This window comes from Curtobacterium sp. LFS084 (assembly GCF_047977705.1).
GTDB lineage: Bacteria > Actinomycetota > Actinomycetes > Actinomycetales > Microbacteriaceae > Curtobacterium.
Map to the genome: position 1 here is coordinate 127,861 of NZ_JBFPFM010000005.1, position 17,607 is coordinate 145,467.

At 72.5% G+C, this 17,607-nt stretch carries 20 protein-coding genes; 10 read left to right on the forward strand and 10 right to left on the reverse strand.

The window, feature by feature from the left end:
- Positions 1-22: 22 nt before the first annotated feature.
- Positions 23-898 (reverse strand): alpha/beta hydrolase, encoded by an 876-nt coding sequence (locus ACNQOV_RS05425; RefSeq protein ID WP_402264981.1) that lies wholly within the window; start codon positions 896-898, stop codon positions 23-25.
- 86 nt (positions 899-984) lie between these two features.
- Between ACNQOV_RS05425 and ACNQOV_RS05430 the strand changes: the two genes are divergently transcribed.
- Genes ACNQOV_RS05430 through ACNQOV_RS05440 form a run of 3 tightly spaced genes read left to right on the forward strand, consistent with a single transcriptional unit; the run spans position 985 to position 3,404 of the window.
- Entirely contained in the window at positions 985-2,145 is a 1,161-nt protein-coding gene (locus ACNQOV_RS05430; RefSeq protein WP_416393688.1) for an anion permease, read from the forward strand.
- Positions 2,146-2,156: 11 nt separating this feature from the next.
- Positions 2,157-2,426: a hypothetical protein gene (locus ACNQOV_RS05435; RefSeq protein WP_416393689.1), complete on the forward strand. Its 270-nt coding sequence runs from the start codon at positions 2,157-2,159 to the stop codon at positions 2,424-2,426.
- 33 nt (positions 2,427-2,459) lie between these two features.
- Positions 2,460-3,404, forward strand: a complete 945-nt coding sequence (locus ACNQOV_RS05440) for an acetamidase/formamidase family protein (RefSeq protein ID WP_416393690.1) — start codon at positions 2,460-2,462, stop codon at positions 3,402-3,404.
- Positions 3,405-3,618: 214 nt separating this feature from the next.
- Here ACNQOV_RS05440 and ACNQOV_RS05445 read toward each other — a convergent pair whose 3' ends face one another.
- Complete coding sequence (locus ACNQOV_RS05445; RefSeq protein WP_416393691.1) at positions 3,619-4,371, reverse strand: SDR family NAD(P)-dependent oxidoreductase; 753 nt, start codon at positions 4,369-4,371, stop codon at positions 3,619-3,621.
- A gap of 95 nt (positions 4,372-4,466) precedes the next feature.
- Here ACNQOV_RS05445 and ACNQOV_RS05450 point away from each other — a divergent pair, with 95 nt between their 5' ends.
- Both ACNQOV_RS05450 and ACNQOV_RS05455 read left to right on the forward strand, forming a co-directional pair.
- Complete coding sequence (locus ACNQOV_RS05450) at positions 4,467-4,877, forward strand: MarR family winged helix-turn-helix transcriptional regulator (protein ID WP_022905677.1); 411 nt, start codon at positions 4,467-4,469, stop codon at positions 4,875-4,877.
- Between the two features lie 5 nt (positions 4,878-4,882).
- Positions 4,883-6,220, forward strand: a complete 1,338-nt coding sequence (locus ACNQOV_RS05455; protein ID WP_049973428.1) for an MFS transporter — start codon at positions 4,883-4,885, stop codon at positions 6,218-6,220.
- 311 nt (positions 6,221-6,531) lie between these two features.
- Here the strand turns inward: ACNQOV_RS05455 and ACNQOV_RS05460 are convergent, their stop codons facing one another.
- Positions 6,532-7,428, reverse strand: a complete 897-nt coding sequence (locus tag ACNQOV_RS05460; RefSeq protein WP_416393692.1) for an alpha-E domain-containing protein — start codon at positions 7,426-7,428, stop codon at positions 6,532-6,534.
- A 177-nt stretch (positions 7,429-7,605) separates the two neighbouring features.
- On the opposite strand from ACNQOV_RS05460, the gene ACNQOV_RS05465 reads away from it, so the two are divergent.
- Both ACNQOV_RS05465 and ACNQOV_RS05470 read left to right on the forward strand, forming a co-directional pair.
- Positions 7,606-8,142 (forward strand): MarR family winged helix-turn-helix transcriptional regulator, encoded by a 537-nt coding sequence (locus ACNQOV_RS05465; protein WP_042723537.1) that lies wholly within the window; start codon positions 7,606-7,608, stop codon positions 8,140-8,142.
- A gap of 9 nt (positions 8,143-8,151) precedes the next feature.
- Positions 8,152-8,388 (forward strand): hypothetical protein, encoded by a 237-nt coding sequence (locus ACNQOV_RS05470; RefSeq protein ID WP_416393693.1) that lies wholly within the window; start codon positions 8,152-8,154, stop codon positions 8,386-8,388.
- Here ACNQOV_RS05470 and ACNQOV_RS05475 read toward each other — a convergent pair.
- The 5 genes from ACNQOV_RS05475 to ACNQOV_RS05495 form a co-directional block, all read right to left on the reverse strand.
- Positions 8,385-9,233: an NAD(P)-dependent oxidoreductase gene (locus ACNQOV_RS05475; RefSeq protein ID WP_416405899.1), complete on the reverse strand. Its 849-nt coding sequence runs from the start codon at positions 9,231-9,233 to the stop codon at positions 8,385-8,387. The genes ACNQOV_RS05470 and ACNQOV_RS05475 overlap by 4 nt on opposite strands.
- Before the next feature lie 60 nt (positions 9,234-9,293).
- Positions 9,294-9,923 carry a M23 family metallopeptidase gene (locus ACNQOV_RS05480; RefSeq protein ID WP_416393695.1) on the reverse strand — a complete coding sequence of 210 codons (630 nt, stop codon included), beginning with the start codon at positions 9,921-9,923 and terminating at the stop codon, positions 9,294-9,296.
- A 462-nt stretch (positions 9,924-10,385) separates the two neighbouring features.
- Positions 10,386-11,126, reverse strand: coding sequence for a lysophospholipid acyltransferase family protein (locus ACNQOV_RS05485; protein WP_022905684.1), 741 nt, complete (start codon positions 11,124-11,126; stop codon positions 10,386-10,388).
- Positions 11,127-11,205: 79 nt separating this feature from the next.
- The gene (gene recQ, locus ACNQOV_RS05490; RefSeq protein WP_022905685.1) at positions 11,206-13,053 is read right to left on the reverse strand and encodes a DNA helicase RecQ; all 1,848 of its coding nucleotides are present in this window, start codon (positions 13,051-13,053) and stop codon (positions 11,206-11,208) included.
- A gap of 9 nt (positions 13,054-13,062) precedes the next feature.
- Complete coding sequence (locus ACNQOV_RS05495) at positions 13,063-14,199, reverse strand: CPBP family intramembrane glutamic endopeptidase (RefSeq protein WP_416393696.1); 1,137 nt, start codon at positions 14,197-14,199, stop codon at positions 13,063-13,065.
- Positions 14,200-14,235: 36 nt separating this feature from the next.
- On the opposite strand from ACNQOV_RS05495, the gene ACNQOV_RS05500 reads away from it, so the two are divergent.
- Positions 14,236-15,177: an EamA family transporter gene (locus ACNQOV_RS05500; protein ID WP_416393697.1), complete on the forward strand. Its 942-nt coding sequence runs from the start codon at positions 14,236-14,238 to the stop codon at positions 15,175-15,177.
- Between the two features lie 189 nt (positions 15,178-15,366).
- Here the strand turns inward: ACNQOV_RS05500 and ACNQOV_RS05505 are convergent, their stop codons facing one another.
- Complete coding sequence (locus tag ACNQOV_RS05505) at positions 15,367-15,804, reverse strand: GNAT family acetyltransferase (protein ID WP_402265019.1); 438 nt, start codon at positions 15,802-15,804, stop codon at positions 15,367-15,369.
- 198 nt (positions 15,805-16,002) lie between these two features.
- Between ACNQOV_RS05505 and ACNQOV_RS05510 the strand changes: the two genes are divergently transcribed.
- Complete coding sequence (locus tag ACNQOV_RS05510) at positions 16,003-16,704, forward strand: class E sortase (protein ID WP_416393698.1); 702 nt, start codon at positions 16,003-16,005, stop codon at positions 16,702-16,704.
- A complete protein-coding gene (locus ACNQOV_RS05515; protein ID WP_022905690.1) occupies positions 16,701-16,877 on the forward strand; it encodes a hypothetical protein in 177 nt (58 codons plus the stop codon). The genes ACNQOV_RS05510 and ACNQOV_RS05515 overlap by 4 nt, the downstream gene beginning before the upstream one ends.
- A 34-nt stretch (positions 16,878-16,911) precedes the next feature.
- Here the strand turns inward: ACNQOV_RS05515 and ACNQOV_RS05520 are convergent.
- On the reverse strand, positions 16,912-17,607 hold a 696-nt coding region (locus ACNQOV_RS05520; protein WP_416393699.1), incomplete at its 5' end, for an SbcC/MukB-like Walker B domain-containing protein.

A 17,607-nucleotide genomic window follows, 5' to 3' on the forward strand; every position in this document is an offset into this window, starting at 1 on the left:
CCCCCCCACAGCCGGTACCGTCTCAGGCCGTGCGCGCGACCGCCCGGTCCAGCCACCTGACCAGGTCCGCGACGACCTCGTCGCGGTTCGTCTCGTTGTAGACCTCGTGGCGGGCCCCCTCGTACACCCGCACGGTGACGTCGGAGAGTCCGCCGCGACGCCGGTAGGCGTCCGCCAGCCGCTCGACCGAGCGTGGTCCGCCGAGGGAGTCCTCGGAGCCGACCTGCAACAGCATCGGCAGGTCGTGCGGGATCCCCCGACGCGGGACCCCGAGGAGCCGCAGGGCGTCGCGGAGCCCGAAGAGCCCGATGACGTCCGCCTCGACCGCGAGCGGGTCGGCCGCGACGGCCTCGATGACGGAACGGTCGCGTGTCAACCACTCGAACTTCGTCGGGCCGGAACCCGCGTGCCGGGCGTTCAGGTCACCGCTGTTCATCCACCCCGGCAGCCGGTACGCGCTCGCGGACAGGACGACCCCGTCGTACGACCCCGACGAGGTGTTCACGATCCGCTGGGCCATGAGCGAGCCCCACGAGTGTCCGAGCAGTACGAGCGGGACGCCGGGGGTGTCCTCGCGCGCGACGGCGCTCATCTGCTCGACGGCCGCGATCGCCGCACGGAGTCCACCGGGGCCGAGCCGTCCGAGCTTCGCGTGGTCGCCGTCCCACTGCGCCAGCCCGGTGCGACCGTGCCCACGGTGGTCGTTCGCGTGCACGGTCCAGCCGGCGCGGACGAGGTCCTGCGCGAGCGGCTCGTAGCGGAGCCCGTGCTCACCGACGCCGTGGGCGATCTGCACGATCCCCTTCGGTCGCGCCGCACGCCAGGTCGAGTAGACGATCTCGACGCCGTGCGCGTCGGTGAACGAGGCATCGCCTCGGGCTGCGGAGAACGTGGGCACACCCGCATCCTCGCAGACGGGCGCACCCGCGCGCTGTTCACCCGGCGTTCACGCAGTGGGCTCGGAGCGGGCCTACCGTCTCGCGCATGGACGTCCTCGTCACCGTCGTGCTGGTGATCGTGGTGGCCCTCGTGTTCGACTTCACGAACGGCTTCCACGACACCGCGAACGCCATGGCCACCTCGGTCGCCACCGGAGCACTGAAGCCCCGGACCGCCGTGCTCATCTCCGCCGTCCTCAACGTGGTCGGCGCGTTCCTGTCCACCGAGGTCGCGAAGACCGTCTCGCAGGGCATCATCCGCGAGGGGCAGGACGGCATCCACATCTCGCCGACGATGATCTTCGCGGGACTCGTCGGCGCCGTGCTGTGGAACCTCGCCACCTGGTACTTCGGGCTGCCGTCGTCCTCGACGCACGCGCTCTTCGGCGGGCTCATCGGCGCGTCGATCATCGGCGCGGGCCTGAACTCGGTCGACTGGGCGACGGTCGTCTCGAAGGTCGTCCTGCCGGCCCTGCTCTCCCCCGTCATCGCGGGCGTCATCGCCCTCGTCGCGACGTACCTCGCGTACACGCTGACGAAGAACGCGACCACCCACGGTGCCGCGACGGGCTTCCGGCACGGCCAGACGATCTCGGCGTCGCTCGTCTCGCTCGCGCACGGCACGAACGACGCCCAGAAGACGATGGGTGTCATCACGCTCACCCTGATCGCCGCGAACTACCAGTCCGCCGGGACCGGACCGGCACTCTGGGTGATCCTGGCGTGCGGCCTGGCGATCGGCCTCGGCACCTACATGGGCGGCTGGCGGATCATGCAGACCGTCGGCAAGAAGATCTCCGACGTGCAGTCGCCGCAGGGCTTCGCGGCGGAGACCAGCTCGGCGGCCACGATCCTCGTGTCGTCGCACCTCGGCTTCGCGCTCTCGACCACCCACGTCACGAGTGGCTCGGTGATCGGCTCGGGCCTCGGCAAGAAGCTCGCCGACGTGCACTGGTCGGTCGTCGGTCGCATCGTCGTCGCGTGGGTGATCACGCTGCCCGCGGCCGCGGTCGTCGGCGCCCTCGCCACCTGGGTCGCGTCGACGTCGACCATCGGGCTCGTCCTGGTCGCGGTGCTCGCCCTGGCCGGCGGGCTGACCTTCTTCTTCCTCGCCAAGCGCAAGCCGATCTCCCGCGACGACGTCGCGGCCGGATCGACCGGACCCACCGACCGGGCCGAGCCGCAGCCGGCCGGCGCGACGAACTGAGGGGCACGACGATGGAGATCGACTTCACGAGCATCGGCCTGGTCGCCGGCGTCGGGTTCGTGGCCGCGGTGGGCATCGTGCTCGTCTACACGCTCGGCCTGCGGCTGCTCGGCCTCGGCCAGCCGGTCGACGCCGGCGGCGAGCGCACCCGGTACTCCGAGGAGACCCCGCGGTCCGGGCACACGCCCCCGGTCGCCCTGGCGGGAGCCGTGGTGTGCTTCGCCGTGTGCATCGCCGCGGTCCTCCTGGGCATCTGGCTGACCATCCCGCAGTTCCACTGACCGACGCCGCGAACCGCCTGCGATGATCGAGCGGTGACCCACCACCACCTCGACGCCACCGTCGACACCGCGATCGACGTCCTCACCGCCGAGCGACGCCCGGTCCTGACCGTCGCACCGGGCGACACCGTGACCGTCCGGACGCTGAGCGCCGCGGGCTACACCGAGCGCCAGTCGGCCCCGGGGGTCGAGGCCCCGACCCTCGTCGACCCGCGCCGGGGGCACTGCCTGGTGGGCCCGATCGCCGTCGCGGGGGCTCAGCCGGGGGCGGTCCTGGCCGTGCGGTTCGACGCGCTCGTGCCGGACGACTGGGGGTACACCGGCTCCGGCGGCGTCGACACCCCGGTGAACCGGGCGCTCGGCCTGACCGACCCGACGGCACGCGGACCGCTGCTCTGGGACATCGACCCGGCAGCCGGCACGGCGGTGAACCAGCTCGGCCTCGGCGTGCGCACCGCACCGTTCCTCGGGGTCGTCGGTCTCCCGCCGGAGCCCACCGGCGAGCACTCGACGATCCCACCCCGCGAGGCCGGCGGCGGCAACGTCGACTGCCGCGAGCTCGTCGCCGGTTCCACCCTCTACCTGCCCGTGACGGTGCCGGACGCCCTCCTCTTCGTCGGCGACGGCCACGCCGCCCAGGGTGACGGCGAGGTCTCCGGCACCGCGGTCGAGTGCGGCATGACGACCACGATGACGCTCTCGCTGCTCGACGCGGCACCCGTCGCCGGCGTGCACGCCGACACACCGGCCGGCCGGGTCACCCTCGGCTTCGACGCGGACCTCAACACCGCGACGACCACCGCCCTCGACCGGATGGTCGACTGGATCGCCGGACTCCACGGCATCGGCCGCGCCGAGGCGCTCGCCATGGCGAGCGTGGCGGTCAGCATGCGGGTGACGCAGGTCGCGAACCGCACGTGGGGTGTGCACGCGCTGCTCCCCCACGACGCGATCCTGCCGTCGGGCGCACCCCGCTGACGGACAGGAGGCGCGGCTCGGGTGCGCAGATCCGCTCGCCCACGCCGCGCCTCCCGTCGGCGGTTCCTTCCCATGGCGCCCGCGCTGGGAAGCAGGAACGGGCGTACCTGGTCGGAAGTTCCGACCAGGTACGCCCGTTTCCGGTAGGTACGCCCGGTTCCGCCAGGCACCGGCGCGCGCCGAGGCGCGCCGAGGCGCGGGCGGGCGCGGGCGGTCAGTGGGCGCTGTAGCCGCCGTCGACCAGGTGGTAGCTGCCGCTGATGAAGGACGCCTTGTCGCTCAGCAGGAACAGCACCAGGGCCGCGACCTCGCTGTCGGTGCCGAGGCGCTTCGCGGCGTGCTCGGCCTCGAGGGCGCTGAGCTCCTCCGGCGAGAGCGACGCGCGCACGAGCGGGGTGTCGATGAAGCCGGGGCCGACCGCGTTCGTGCGGACGCCCTGCGCCGTGTACTCGAGGGCTGCCACCTTCGTGAGCCCGACGAGCGCGTGCTTCGACGCGACGTACGCGGCGTTCTGCGCGATGCCGACCGACCCGAGCACCGACGCCATGTTCACGATCGCGCCACCGCCGGAGGCGAGCATCGCCGGGATCTCGTAGCGGAGGCCGTAGAACACCCCGTCGAGGTCCACCGCACGCACGCGGTCCCACGCGGCGACGTCGTACTCGCCGATGGGCTGCGGTGCGGCGCCGATGCCGGCGTTGTTCACGGCGAGGTGCAGCGCGCCGTACGTGTCCACGGCGAACTGCACCATGCGCTCGTCGTCGGCCGCGACGGCGGAGTTGGCCTCGAACGCGCTCGCCGTCCCGCCGGCCTCCTCGATCGACCTCACGACCCGCTGTGCGGCGTCGAGCCGGATGTCGGTGACGACGACCGACGCGCCCGCCGCGGCGAGCTCCTTCGCGATGGCCGCACCGATGCCGCTGCCGCCACCGGTGACGATGGCGACCTTGCCCTCGAACTCGGACATGATTCCTTCTCTCTCGACAACACCTGTTGGTCATCAGCACGATACACCCGGGAAACCAGTTCGTTCGCTGAACTAATTTGCTAGGCTAACGACCTGTGACCGACGCCACCGACCTCCGCATCGCGGTGAACCGCCTCTCCCGCACGCTCCGCGCGCAGAAGGCCGACACCACCGTCAGCGATGCCCAGTTCTCCGCGCTCGCTCGACTGCACCGCGACGGCCCGATGACCCTCGCCGAACTCAGTCGGCAGGACGGCGTCACCCCGCCGTCGATGACGAAGACGATCGCCGTCCTCGTCGAGCGCGGCCTCGTCTCGAAGGGCGACCACGGCGACGACCGCCGCAAGGTCCTGCTCGGCGCGACCGGTGCCGGCGCCGCGTTCGTCGAGGAGACCCGGCGCCGTCGGGACGGCTGGCTCACCCCGAGGCTCGCCGAGCTCACCGAGGCCGAACGACGCACCCTGGCCGACGCCACCGAGATCATGAGGAGGCTGGCCCAGCAGTGACCGCCATGTTCCGCTCCCTGTCCGCCCGCAACTACCGCATCTGGTTCGCCGGCGCCCTGGTGTCCAACGTCGGCACCTGGATGCAGCGCACCGCCCAGGACTGGATCGTCCTCACGAAGCTGTCCGACAACGACGCCATCGCCGTCGGCATCACCATGGCGCTGCAGTTCGGTCCGCAGCTGCTGCTCCTCCCGCTCACCGGACTCGCCGCCGACCGGTTCGACCGGCGGAAGATGCTCATGCTCACGCAGGGGCTGATGGGCGCTCTCGGCCTGGGGCTCGGCATCATGGTGCTCACCGACACCGCCACGCTCTGGTCGTTGTACGGGTTCGCGCTCGCGCTCGGCATCGTCGCCGCGTTCGACACCCCGATCCGCCAGGCCTTCGTGTCCGACGTCGTGCAGGGCGAACACGTCGCCAACGCCGTGGCGCTCAACTCCGCGTCGTTCAACGCCGCCCGGCTCATCGGCCCCGCGGTCGCCGGTGTGCTCATCGCGGCGATCGGCTCCGGCTGGGTGTTCGTCATCAACGCCGGCTCGTTCCTGGCCGTCCTCATCGCGCTGCGCTTCGTCGACCCGGCGCAGCTCGCCGAACGGATCCGGGCGAAACGGGGCAAGGGGCAGATCCTCGCGGGCTTCCGGTACGTCCGCACCCGACCCGACATCATCGTCGTGCTCTGCATGATCTTCGTCGTCGGCACCTTCGGCGTGAACTTCCCGATCTTCACCTCGACGATGGCCCGCGTCGAGTTCCACAAGGGGGCCGGCGAGTTCGGCCTGCTCAACTCGGTGATGGCGATCGGCTCGGTGGCCGGCGCCCTGCTCTCAGCACGCCGGGACCGCCCGCGGATGCGCACGCTCGTGATCGCCTCCGCCGGGTTCGGACTGGCGTGCGTCGCGGCGGCCGTCGCACCGACGTACTGGTCGTTCGCGATCGTGCTGGTGTTCGTCGGACTCGCGTCGCTGACGTTCATGACGACCGCGAACGCCCTGGTGCAGACCACCACGAAGCCCGCGATGCGCGGCCGCGTGATGGCGCTCTACATGGCGATCTTCGCGGGCGGTACCCCCATCGGCGCCCCGATCGTCGGAGCCGTCGCCGATGCCTGGGGTCCCCGGTGGGCCATCGCCGTCGGCGCGGCCTCGGGGTTCGTGGCCCTGGCGATCGCGCTCGTCTGGCTCATCCGGTACGAACGGTTCCGGGTGCGGTACGACGCGGACACACGACTGCACCTGGCGATCACGCACGCGATGCCGGTCGTCGGGACCCGCGCCTCGCGCGCGGCGCTCCGGCAGGACCTGGAACGCGACGAGGCGGTCGCCGACCGGTCCAGCGCCGTCTGACGTGACCGCCTGACGGCCAGGAGGCGCGGGTCCAGCCCGCCCCGCGCCTCCCGTCCGCCCTGCGCCGGGTCGCGCCCGCCCCGCGCCGGTCTCGCCTGCCCGCGCGGGTCTCGCCTGCCCGAGCGGGCGGAAAAAGTCACGCTCGGCGCTGCGGAGCGGCCGATTCCGCGCGCTCGGCGGAACCCCGCGGCGTGTCCTGCCCGGTCGTCGGGCGGGCTGTCGCGGCGTGTCGTGCCCACTCAGCGTACGGCTGCGGGCGTGGCTCAGCGAGCGGCTGTGGGCGCGGCTCAGCGGGCGGCCGCGGGCGCTGCTCAGCGAGCGGCTGCGGGCGCGGCGAAGACGCGTTCATCGAGGGCCTGCACCACCCGGTCCGCCGCCGCGGCGAGCCGCTCCCCCGCGGCCCGCGCCGCGAGCACGGCGGCGTCGCCCGACACCGACTCGAGTCCCGCCCGGGTGTCTGCGAAGGCACGCACCTCGTCGGCGATGCACGACGGGGCGACGTCGGCCAGGCACTCGTCGGCACGCCGCGCGAGGAAGCGGAGCGACCTGGGACTGTGCTCGTCGAGGAGCAGGAAGGCCGCCGCGTCGTCCGGTCCGGGCGAGTGGTGGTCGCGACCGCGCTGGAACGCCTCACCGGCGCCGCACGCTCGCAGTGCCGTCGTCCACGACGATCCGGACTCCGGGTCGAGCAGGGCCGACGCCAGCAACCGCGCCGTCACCGAGCACCGCTGCAGCGCCCGTCCGAGGGTGAAGAACTCCCAGACCTCGTCGTGGCTCGCATCCGCCTCGACGACCCCGATCGCGAGGGCGCTCCGCTCCCGGACCCAGGCGAGGAACTCGTGGGCGCGCTCCGGACCGACCTTGCGGGGCATCCGGGACCGCGTGACGTTGAGGCAGTCCCACAGTTCGGTGGAGACGACCTCGCGGGCACGGCGCGCGTTGTCCCGGGCGACCGCGACGGCGGACGCGATGGAGGCGGGCTCGTGGCGGTCGAGCGCGAGGGAGTCGATCGTCGCGGCACGGTCGGGGTCGTTCGCCGGGCCCGCGGCTCCGACGACCGATCGGAGCTCGGCCGCGACCACCCGGTCCTGGTCGACGCCGGCCGGTTCACCACGGGCGACGTACACGTCGAGCATGCGTGCGACGACCTCGGCGCGTTCCACGGCGCTCCCGACGTGGAACACGCTCCCCGCGAGTCGGCTCAGCACGTCGGCTCCTGCATGCCGTGAACCTACTGACCGGGGATTGCGAGGGTGTTTCGTCGCCGCGTCACGGGTGTTGCGGGTCCGCCAGGGACGCTCGGAGGGGTCGCTGAAGGACCGTCCCGACCGATCCGGTCCCCGCACTCGCTAGACAATCTAACTAGAGCGTCTAGCATTGTGTTCATGAGTACCGAGGTGACGACGAGCGCCGCGGGGTTCTGGTACGGCGAGGATTCCCGGGTCGACGCGGTGGATGTGCTGAACGCACTCCGCAGGTACCGCAGCGCCGAGAGTGCTGCGCAACGCCGTGCGCGCGAGGCACTGGGCATCGGTGAGAACGCCCTGCTCGCCCTCCGCGCACTCATCGACGCCGAGGAAGCCGGCCGGACGGTCAACGCGAAGGACCTCGCCGAGCGCCTCGACATCACCCCTGCCTCGACGTCGGCCCTCGTGGACCGACTCGTCCGCAGCGGCCACGTCGAACGCCACGCCGACCCGAACGACCGCCGCGGCGTCATCCTCACCGCGTCCGGTGGATCCATGCGCCAGGTGCTGCAGGTGATCGACCAGCTCGACTCCCGCGCGGTCGAGGCGGCGGAACACCTGTCGACCGACGACATGGCCGTCATCGTGTCGTTCCTCGACGAGATGGTCCGCGTCGTGGACGAGGTCGACGTGGACGTCCGCGACCACGACCGCGGGATCAGCCGGTCCGCGTAGCCTGCTGCCATGGCAGACACGGGCACCGGTGGCACTGCGGTGCCCGCGCCGCACGACCCCGAGGACGACATGCCCCTCGCCGAGCTCGACGCCCGAGCCCGGGCGGACGCGGCACTCCGTCGGATCCGGGCCGGGGCAGACCCCGCGCGTGAGGCGTTCGACCTCGCGAACACCATGAACGACGAGGCCGTCGGGCGCGTGACGAACGCGCTCCGACGGTTCCTCGGTCGCGACGGACGCCGCTAGAAGGCCGTGCCGACCGCCGCGATGTCGTCCCCGCCGTGGCCCGCGGCACTGGCATCCGCGTAGACCCGTCCGAGAGCGTCCAGCACGACCGTCGACACCCCCGTGGCACGTGCGGCGTCGGTGATGAGCCCGATGTCCTTCCGCAGGCCGTCGAGGGCGAACTGCGCCGGGAACGACCCGTCGATGATCGACTTCCCCTTCGTGTGGGCGTAGGCGGAGTCGCTGGCGCTGCCGTCGATCGCCTCGAGGAAGAGCGCCGGGTCCAGGCCGAGCGACCGTGCGAGCGCGAGGGACTGCCCCGTGGCCGCCGTGATCGACGCGATCCAGGCGTTCGCCGCGAGCTTGAGCGCCGTCCCCGCCCCGACGTGGTCGCCGGCGCGGACGGTCTTCGCACCGATGGCGTCGAGGACCGGGTCGATGCGCTCGAGCACGTCGGCGGGTCCGGCGGCGAGCATCGTCAGGGTGCCCTGCTCCGCCGGCGCTTTCGTGCCGAGCATCATGGCCTCGACGAGGGTGATCCCGTACTTGCCGGCGAGCTGGACGACGGTCTCGGTGCCGGCGACCCCGATCGTGGAGCACTGCACCCACACGGCGTCGGTCGGCGCCTCGCCCGCGGCCGCCTCGAGGACGTCCACCACCGCGTCGGTGTCGAAGAGCGTGAGGAGCACGACCTCCGCTTCCGCCACGGCGGCACCCGGGTCGTCCGCGACGGTTGCACCCCGGTCCCCCAGTGGAGCGGCCTTGTCGGCACTCCGGTTCCACACGGTCACCGCGTGGCCCTCGCGGAGCAGCGACCCCGCCACCCCGGCACCCATCGCCCCGGTCCCCAGCACACTCACCCGCACGCGCGTCTCCGTCCCTGCGCCGCACCGTGCGGCAGCGGGTCCGACGCTACGCGCCGCAGGTCAGAGCAGTCCGCGATCCCCCAGCCACACCGCCGGGTCGATCGCCACCCCGCCACGGAGGACCTCGAAGTGCAGGTGCGCCCCGGTCGAGACGCCGGTGTTCCCGACGGCGCCGATGCGCTCGCCCGCCGTGACGCTCTGCCCGATCCGGACACCGATCTGCGACAGGTGCCCGTACCGGGTCTCGGATCCATCCGGGTGCTGCAGCAGGACCTGGTTGCCGTACCCGCCGAGGGGCCCGGCGGCGACCACGCGGCCGGACATCGCCGCGACGACCGCGGTCCCTTCGCGCGCCGCGAAGTCGAGCCCGCGGTGGTTCGTCGAGCAGGCCCCGCACCCACTGACCGACCGGGTGCCGAAGCCGCCCGCCACCGGGATCGTCCCGACGACGGGCCGTGCCACCGCGGTGCCGGACGGCCGGCCGGACGCCGGAGCCCGTTCCGGCACCCGCTCGATCGCGAACCCGTCCCGCTCGGCGCGGACGGCCTCGGTCGCCGAGGTCGTGTACTCCTGTGCGTCGAGCACGGCGGCGGACGACGTCACGCCGGCAGCAGCGCTGGCCACGGCGGTCTGCGGCGTCGCGACGGTGACGACCAGGCAGGTCGCGACGGCGATCGCGGTGAGGGGCACGGCACGTCGGGGACGCGACGGCAGCGCGATCGAACGGGTGACGGGCCGCGCTCGATGCGCCGACCGGCGACCGGACCGGCGAACACGGGTGGAGACCGGGGCGGCAGGACGGTGCACCGCCGCCCCGGTGGTCGGGTGCGTGGCCGGACGAACGGTCACGGGGGCGAGCGACGCGCGGCGCGCGGCACCGCGCGGGCGCAGCGGCAACGGGTGGGACGTCGTGGACGACGGCATCGACACTGGCGCGGTCAGACGTGGACAGCGTCGGCGCGGGCACAGGCGCAGGCGCAGGCGCAGGCGACGGAGCGGACGAGCGGGGTGGAGGACATGCTGCTGGCCTGCCGATCAGGTGGTCGGGCACCCCGTTCTCGGTCGGGATGCGGTCGGAGCGTGCCCCTCGGCACCTCTCCATTGAACCACCGGTATTTCAGATGTGCAACACCACGTCCTGGGTGATCGCGCTCAGTCCGGTTCGACCGAGTCCGTCGGGTCGTCGCGACGAAGGACCTGCCGGACCCGTTCGACGATCGTCGCAGGCGGGTTGTTGTAGGCGTTCGCGGGCTCCTGGCCGCTGAGCTCCTGGATCGCCGCCATCACCGCGTCGGTCGCGTGCCGACGCGCACGGCCGGACGATGCATCGCCGAACCCGGAGAGGTCGATCGGGGCGCCGAACTCGATCGTGACCCTGGCGAGCTTCGGGACGCGGGACCCGACGGGCTGGACGTCCTGGGTGCCGGTGAGGGCGACGGGGACGACGGGAGCACCGCTCGTCAACGCCAGCCACGCCACACCGGTGCGCCCGCGGTACAGCCGGCCGTCGAGCGACCGGGTGCCCTCGGGGTAGATCGCGAACGCCTCGCCCGCCTCGAGTCGCTCGAGCCCGAGGTCGAGGGCGTGCTGCGCCGCCGAACCCGCACCACGCTCCACGCCGATGGCACCGATGCCCTCGAAGAACCCGCGGGACACGGCTCCGCGGAAGCCCGTGCCCGTGAAGTACTCCTTCTTCGCGAGGAAGAACACCTTGCGCGGGGCCAGCAGCCCGATGGTCGGCGAGTCGATGAAGGAGCGGTGGTTGCTCGCGAGGATCACCGGACCGTGCTTCGGGACGTTCTTCCGGCCGATGACCCGCGGTCGCCACACCAGGCGCGCGAGCGGTGCCACGAAGGCACGGCTCAGCGTCGTGTACTTCGACGAACCGGACACACGTACCTCCTCGTGACGGGAGTCTCCGAGTGTAGTGATCGCAACCCCGATCACATGCCCACCTCGGAATGTGTCGCCGCTACTCCGCTCGGGCGACCACGTCGAGCACCGCGCGACCGTACCGCTCGAGCTTCGCGCCGCCCACGCCGGAGATCTCGGACAGCTGGTCTTCGTCGGCCGGTTTCACGGCCGCGATCCCCCGCAGCGTCGCGTCGTTGAACACCACGTACGCCGGCACGCCCTGTTCGCGCGCCTGCGCAGCACGCCAGGCACGCAGCGCCTCGAACAGGCCGAGGGCCTCCTGCGGCATGTCGGTCACGACGGCGCGACGGTTCCGGGACGCCCGCGGAGCCTTGACGGGGTCACGCCGCATCCGGACCTCGACCCGGCCGGCGAGGACGTCGGCGCTCGTCGGGCTCAGGACGACCGTGCCGAACCCGTCGCCGGACACCGCCGCGTACCCCTGCGCGAGGAGCTGTCGTGCGACCGCCCGCCACTCGGCCTCGCCGAGGTCGCTGCCGATGCCGAAGGTGGCGAGGGACTCGTGCCGCAGTTCCTGCACGCGCGGCGACTGCTTGCCGACGAGGATGTCGACGAGGTGCGAGACGCCGTAGCGCTGCCCGCGTTCACGGTCGAGCCGGACCACGGTGGACAGGAACTTCTGCGCCGGCACGGTGCCGTCCCACGACTCGGGCGGGGCGATGCACGTGTCGCAGTTGCCGCACGCGGTGGACTCCTGCCCGAAGTACGCGAGCAACCGGACGCGTCGGCACTCGATGGTCTCGCACAGGGCGAGCATGGCGTCGAGGTGCGCGCTGAGCTGCCGACGGTGCGCGGCGTCGCCCTCGGACTGGTCGATCATCCGCCGCTGCTGGACGACGTCGTTCAGGCCGTAGGCGAGCCAGGCGGTCGAGGGGAGCCCGTCACGCCCGGCGCGACCGGTCTCCTGGTAGTACCCCTCGACCGACTTCGGCAGGTCGAGGTGCGCCACGAACCGGACGTCCGGCTTGTCGATGCCCATGCCGAACGCGATGGTGGCGACCATGACGATGCCGTCCTCGCGCAGGAAGGCGGACTGGTTCCGTTCACGCACCTTGGCGTCGAGTCCGGCGTGGTACGGCAGCGCCGGGATCCCCTGCTCGGACAGCGCGGCGGCCGTGCGCTCGACCGAGTTGCGGGACAGGCAGTACACGATGCCGGCGTCACCGCTGTGCTCGGTGCGGATGAAGGTGAGGAGCTGCTGGAGGGCCCCGGTCTTCGGTTCGATGCGGTACTGGATGTTCGGCCGGTCGAAGTCGGCGACGAAGTGCGCGGCGTCGTCGAGGCCGAGCCGCGCGGAGATCTCGCGGTGGGTCTGCGGGGTCGCGGTCGCGGTGAGGGCGATTCGCGGGACGGTCGGCCAGCGTTCGTGCAGGACGCTGAGCTCGAGGTAGTCGGGCCGGAAGTCGTGGCCCCACTGGGCGACACAGTGCGCCTCGTCGATCGCGAAGAGGGCGATGCGGGCGCGGTCGAGCAGCGCCCGGGTGGACTCGAGCCGGAGTCGCTCCGGCGCGAGGTAGAGCATGTCGACCTCACCCGAGACGACGGCCCGCTCGACCCGGGCTCGCTCGTCCGGTCCCTGCGTCGAGTTGAGGAACGCGGCCCGGACGCCGTTCGCCGCGAGGGCGTCGACCTGGTCCTGCATGAGCGCGATGAGCGGCGAGACGACGACACCGACGCCGTCCCGCACGAGCGCGGGCACCTGGTAGCAGAGGGACTTGCCACCGCCGGTCGGCATGAGGACGAGCGCGTCGCCGCCGGAGACGACCTGGTCGATGATCGACGCCTGTTCGCCCCGGAAGTCGTCGTACCCCCACACCCGGTGCAGCACGTCGAGCGCGGCGGCACGCGACGCGGACACGGCAGCGGGCGCGGGCGTGGTGCTCATGCGACGAGCCTACGGGCGACCGGAGACACCCACCGCACTGTCCACAGGCTCCGCCGACTCCTCGCCGGGCCCGGCCACGTCGTCCGGCCCGGCCGGCGCGTCCGCCCAGCCCGCGCCTCCTGGACGGAACCAGCGCGCGCCACCGGCCCAGACCGGCACCGGACCCCGGAAGCGGGGCGCGGGCGCCCCGGCGAACCGCCGGTCGAGCTTCCGCCACCACGCGAGGAGCTCGATCATGCCCCAGTAGGCGAGCGAGGTCCCGAGCGTCACGAGCCAGCCACCGATCGTGCCGTTCGCGTCCTGCGACGTGAGGTCGATCCGCGACCAGCCCGGTGCCTGCAGCACGAAGATCATGATGTTGTTGAAGGCGTGCTGCAGGACGGTGGCCTCGAGTCCGCCGGTGCGCAGCACGATGATCGCGGCGACGAGCCCGAACGAGCCGACGTCGAGGATGCCCCAGACGTTGTAGCCGTTCGGGATGTGCAGCAGCGCGAAGACGACCGTCGAGACCGCCACCGCGAGCACCGTGCCGATGCGCGCCGGGATCCACGAGCCGATGGTCTGCATGAGGAAGCCACGGAAGATGTACTCCTCTGCCGCGCCCTGGAAGGGGACGAGCACGAGGACGAGCACGATCGTGAGGGTCAGCGTGCCGAGGGACACGGTCGACTGGCCGATCACGGCGTGGTTCCACCCGAGCCCGCCGTCGGTGGTGAACATGCCGTCGGCCGAGAACAGCCCGGTCTGCGCGATGAACATCGCGACCGCGATCACGAGTGTCGGGAGCATGCACCACGCGGTCCAGCCCCACCGCACCCGGAAGCGCGTGGACGTGAGGATGCCCGCCGGCCCGATGCGCGCGATCTTCACCGCGAGCAGGATCCCCGGCAAGAGGACCACGAGCGAGACCAGGGTCAGCGAGAGCACCACCGGGTCGGTGGGGTCGAGCGCGCCGTCCTGCAGGGTGTCGAGCAGCCCGGTCAGGCCCGATTCGCCCTTCGTCGCCGCGATCGGCACGAAGTAGGCGATGGTGATCAGGACCTGCGAGGCGACGTACCAGCCCGCCAGGAACGCGATGGCCACCAGTGGGCGCCACCACCTCCAGCGTGCGTCGACGCGGGGCAGGCGGTGGTAGGGAACGCTCACGTCACGCAGGGTACCGGGCCGGGCAGGATGGGACCCGTGCTCACCGTCGTCCTCGGCCTCTCCGGCGCCCTCGTCTACGGGTTCGCCGACTTCCTGGGCGGCCTCGCGTCCCGGCGGGTCCGCGCGGTGACCGTCGCCGCGGTCGCCGCCGCGGTCGGTGTCCTGCCGCTCCTGGCCGGGCTCCTGCTCGTCGGGGGCGTGTTCGCGACCGAGACGGTCCTGTGGGGTGCGGCCGCGGGCATCTCCGGTGGCGTCGGCGTCCTCCTGCTCTACCGCGCGCTGGCGATCGGCCCGATGAGCGTGCTCTCCCCGCTGACCGCCGTGTTCGCCGCCGTCGTGCCGGTCGTGGTGGCGGTGCTGCGCGGGACGGCGTTGTCGGGCCTCGCGGTCGTCGCCCTGGTCGTCGCCGTCGTCGCGGTGGTGCTGGTGGCCGCGGTGCGCGACACGTCGGGAGCGCGGGTGACCACGGTGGGACTCGTGACGGCGGCGGTCTCGGGGTGCGGGTTCGGCGGGATCGTGCTCGCGTACGACATGACGCCGTCGGACTCCGGGGTCGTGCCGCTGGTCGTCGCGCGGGTCCTGCAGGCCGTGCTGCTCGGGACGGCGGCGGTCGTCGTCGCCCGGCGGGCGGCCCCGGCGCGGGGTCCTGGAGGCGCGGCAGACCCCGGGACGTCGGCCGACGTCGCGGGGTCTGCCGCGTCTGGCGACATCCGGGTCGGCGGACGCTGGCCGGCCCGCATGGTGTGGACGGTGGTCGTCTGCGGCGTCCTGGACGCGGCGGCGAACGTGTTCATCCAGGCGGGACTGCACTCGAGCGACGACCCGGCGACGCTCCCCGTGGTCAGCGTGCTCAACGCGCTCTACCCGATCGGGACGGTCGTGCTCGCCGGGGTCGTGCTGCGGGAACGGCTGACGGCCGTGCAGTGGACCGGGATCGTGCTCGCGTTCGGGGCGTCGGTGGGCCTGGCGCTCGCGTAGCGGGGCGCGTGCGCGGGCTGCGGCGGCGCTGGCGGCTGCTGCGGCGGCGCTGGCTGCGGCGGCGCTGGCTGCTGCGGCGGCGCGCGCGGCGTGGACGTTTCGCGCTGCGCGACAGTTCACGGGCGATCGAGCGCGTGAGGTGTCGCTCAGCGCGTGGAGTCGTCCGGGCCGGGCGGCGCGCATCCGGGGTCAGTCGTCGGGGATGAGCCGCTTGCCGAGCGAGACCGCGTGGTCGTCGGCGTACCCGAGCGACTCGTAGAAGCCGATCACCCGCTCGTTGCCGGCGCGGACCTGCAGGCTGAGCTTCGGGCAGCCGAGGTCCGTCAGCAGTCGCTCGAACTCGGCCATGAACGTCCGTCCGAGGCCCGTGCCCTGCACGTCGGGCCGCACCGCGAGGTAGTTCACCCAGCCCCGGTGCCCGTCGAACCCCGCCATGCCGGCCCCGACCACCGGGCGTGCCGGATCGTCGACGTCCTCGGCCACGAGGAACAGCTCGGGCTGCACGGTCAGCTTGCGCGCGATGTCGCGTCGGGGGTCGTTCCAGGGACGGACCAGCCCGCACTCCTCCCACAGGGCGACGACGGCGTCGGTGTCGGCAGGGGCGAACGGTCGGAGGACGTGCTGCATCACTGCACCGTAACGGTGCTGTGGACAACCTCGTCTCCGGTTCGTCGCCGTGATCTGATAGACCTGTCCGACCACCCCATCCGGATCAGGAGCCCCGTGACCGCACACGAGACACTCTCGTCGCGCCGAGACCGCCGCGACGGTGCCGTGGGTGCTGCGCGTCGGGCGCCGCGGCGGCGTCAGACCGTGGGTGGCGCGATGGTCTCGCTCATCGCGGAGCTGCTCATCATCGCCGGCGTGGGGACCGGGCTGTACGTGGTGTGGACGGCGTGGTGGACCGACGTCGTCGCCGTGAACGAGCAGACCAAGCTCGTCGACGGCCTCGGGCAACGCGACACCGCCGGCACCGGGACCGAGCACCGCGGGCCGGCACCCGTGCTCGCGGAACCGCCGGCCGTCTCCGACGTCTTCGGGACCATGCAGATCCCCCGGTTCGGCAAGGACTACGAGCGACCGATCGGCGAGGGTACCGACCGCGAGAAGGTCCTCAACACCATCGGCCTCGGTCACTACGTGGACACCGCCATGCCGGGCGCCCGGGGCAACTTCGCCGTCGCCGGACACCGGGTCACCTACGGCAAGCCCCTCAACCAGATCGCCGAGCTCAAGACCGGCGACGACATCGTGGTGCGGGTCACCGACGCGAAGACGAAGTTCGACGTCTGGTACGTCTATAAGGTCACCGACTCGCAGATCGTCACGCCCGACCACGTCGAGACCATCGCCCCGGTGCCGAACAAGCCCGGCGTCGAACCGACCGCCGACGACCGATGGCTGACCCTCACCGCGTGCCACCCGATGTGGTCGGCCAAGGAACGGTACGTCACCCACGCCGAGCTCGACTACTGGATGCCCGCGTCGGAGGGCACCCCGAAGGAACTCTCGGAGACCGTGCAGTGATCTTCCCGTTCGTCTGGCGCATCCTGCCCGGTCCCACGGCGCTCAAGGTGATCGAGTTGCTCGTGCTCCTCGCGGCGATCGTGTGGGTGCTCTTCACCTACGTCTTCCCGTGGGTCGCGGCGGACATCCTGCCCCCGCCGGACGGCACGGTGGACGTCTCACCGTCGCCCTGACCCACGTCGGCGGGCGACCCGTCGGCGTCGCGCGTCAGACGGTGGTGGTCACCCGCGAGCCGCCGTCGGCCGTGCGCCGCACCGCGATCCGCTCCGGGATCCGCTGCTTCAGTTCCTCGACGTGACTGACGATCCCCACCTGGCGTCCGCCCGCCGTCAGGCGCGACAGCTGCCCGATCACGTCGTCGAGGGTCTCGGGGTCGAGCGTGCCGAAGCCCTCGTCGACGAACAGCGTGCCGAGCGACACCCCGCCCGCCTCGGCCTGGACGACGTCGGCGAGCCCCAGCGCGAGGCACAGCGACACCGTGAAGGTCTCGCCACCCGACAGGCTGCGGGGATCGCGGACGGTGTCGGTGGTCTGGTCGTGCACCGCGAGTGCGAGCCCCGTCCGTCGCGACCGTGAGCCGGACTCCCGCTCGTCGGAGGTCTCGAGCGTGAAGCGACCCGCGAGCATCGCCCGCAGCCGGTCGTTCGCCGCCGCGACGACGTCCTCGAACCGGCGCATGAGCACGTAGGTGCCGAGGGTGATCCCGGTGGGGTTGGCCGAGGCGACACCGGCAGCGACGTCCGCGAGTCGCACGACGGCCCGGCTGCGCGCCGAGGTGTCGTCGCGCGCACGCACTGCCGTCGCCAGATCCGCCGCGCACCGCTCGGAGGCGACCGCACGGTCGAGCGCCGAGGTGGCCGCGCGGACGGTGCCCTCGGCCGCGGCTGCGGTGGCGTCCCGCGC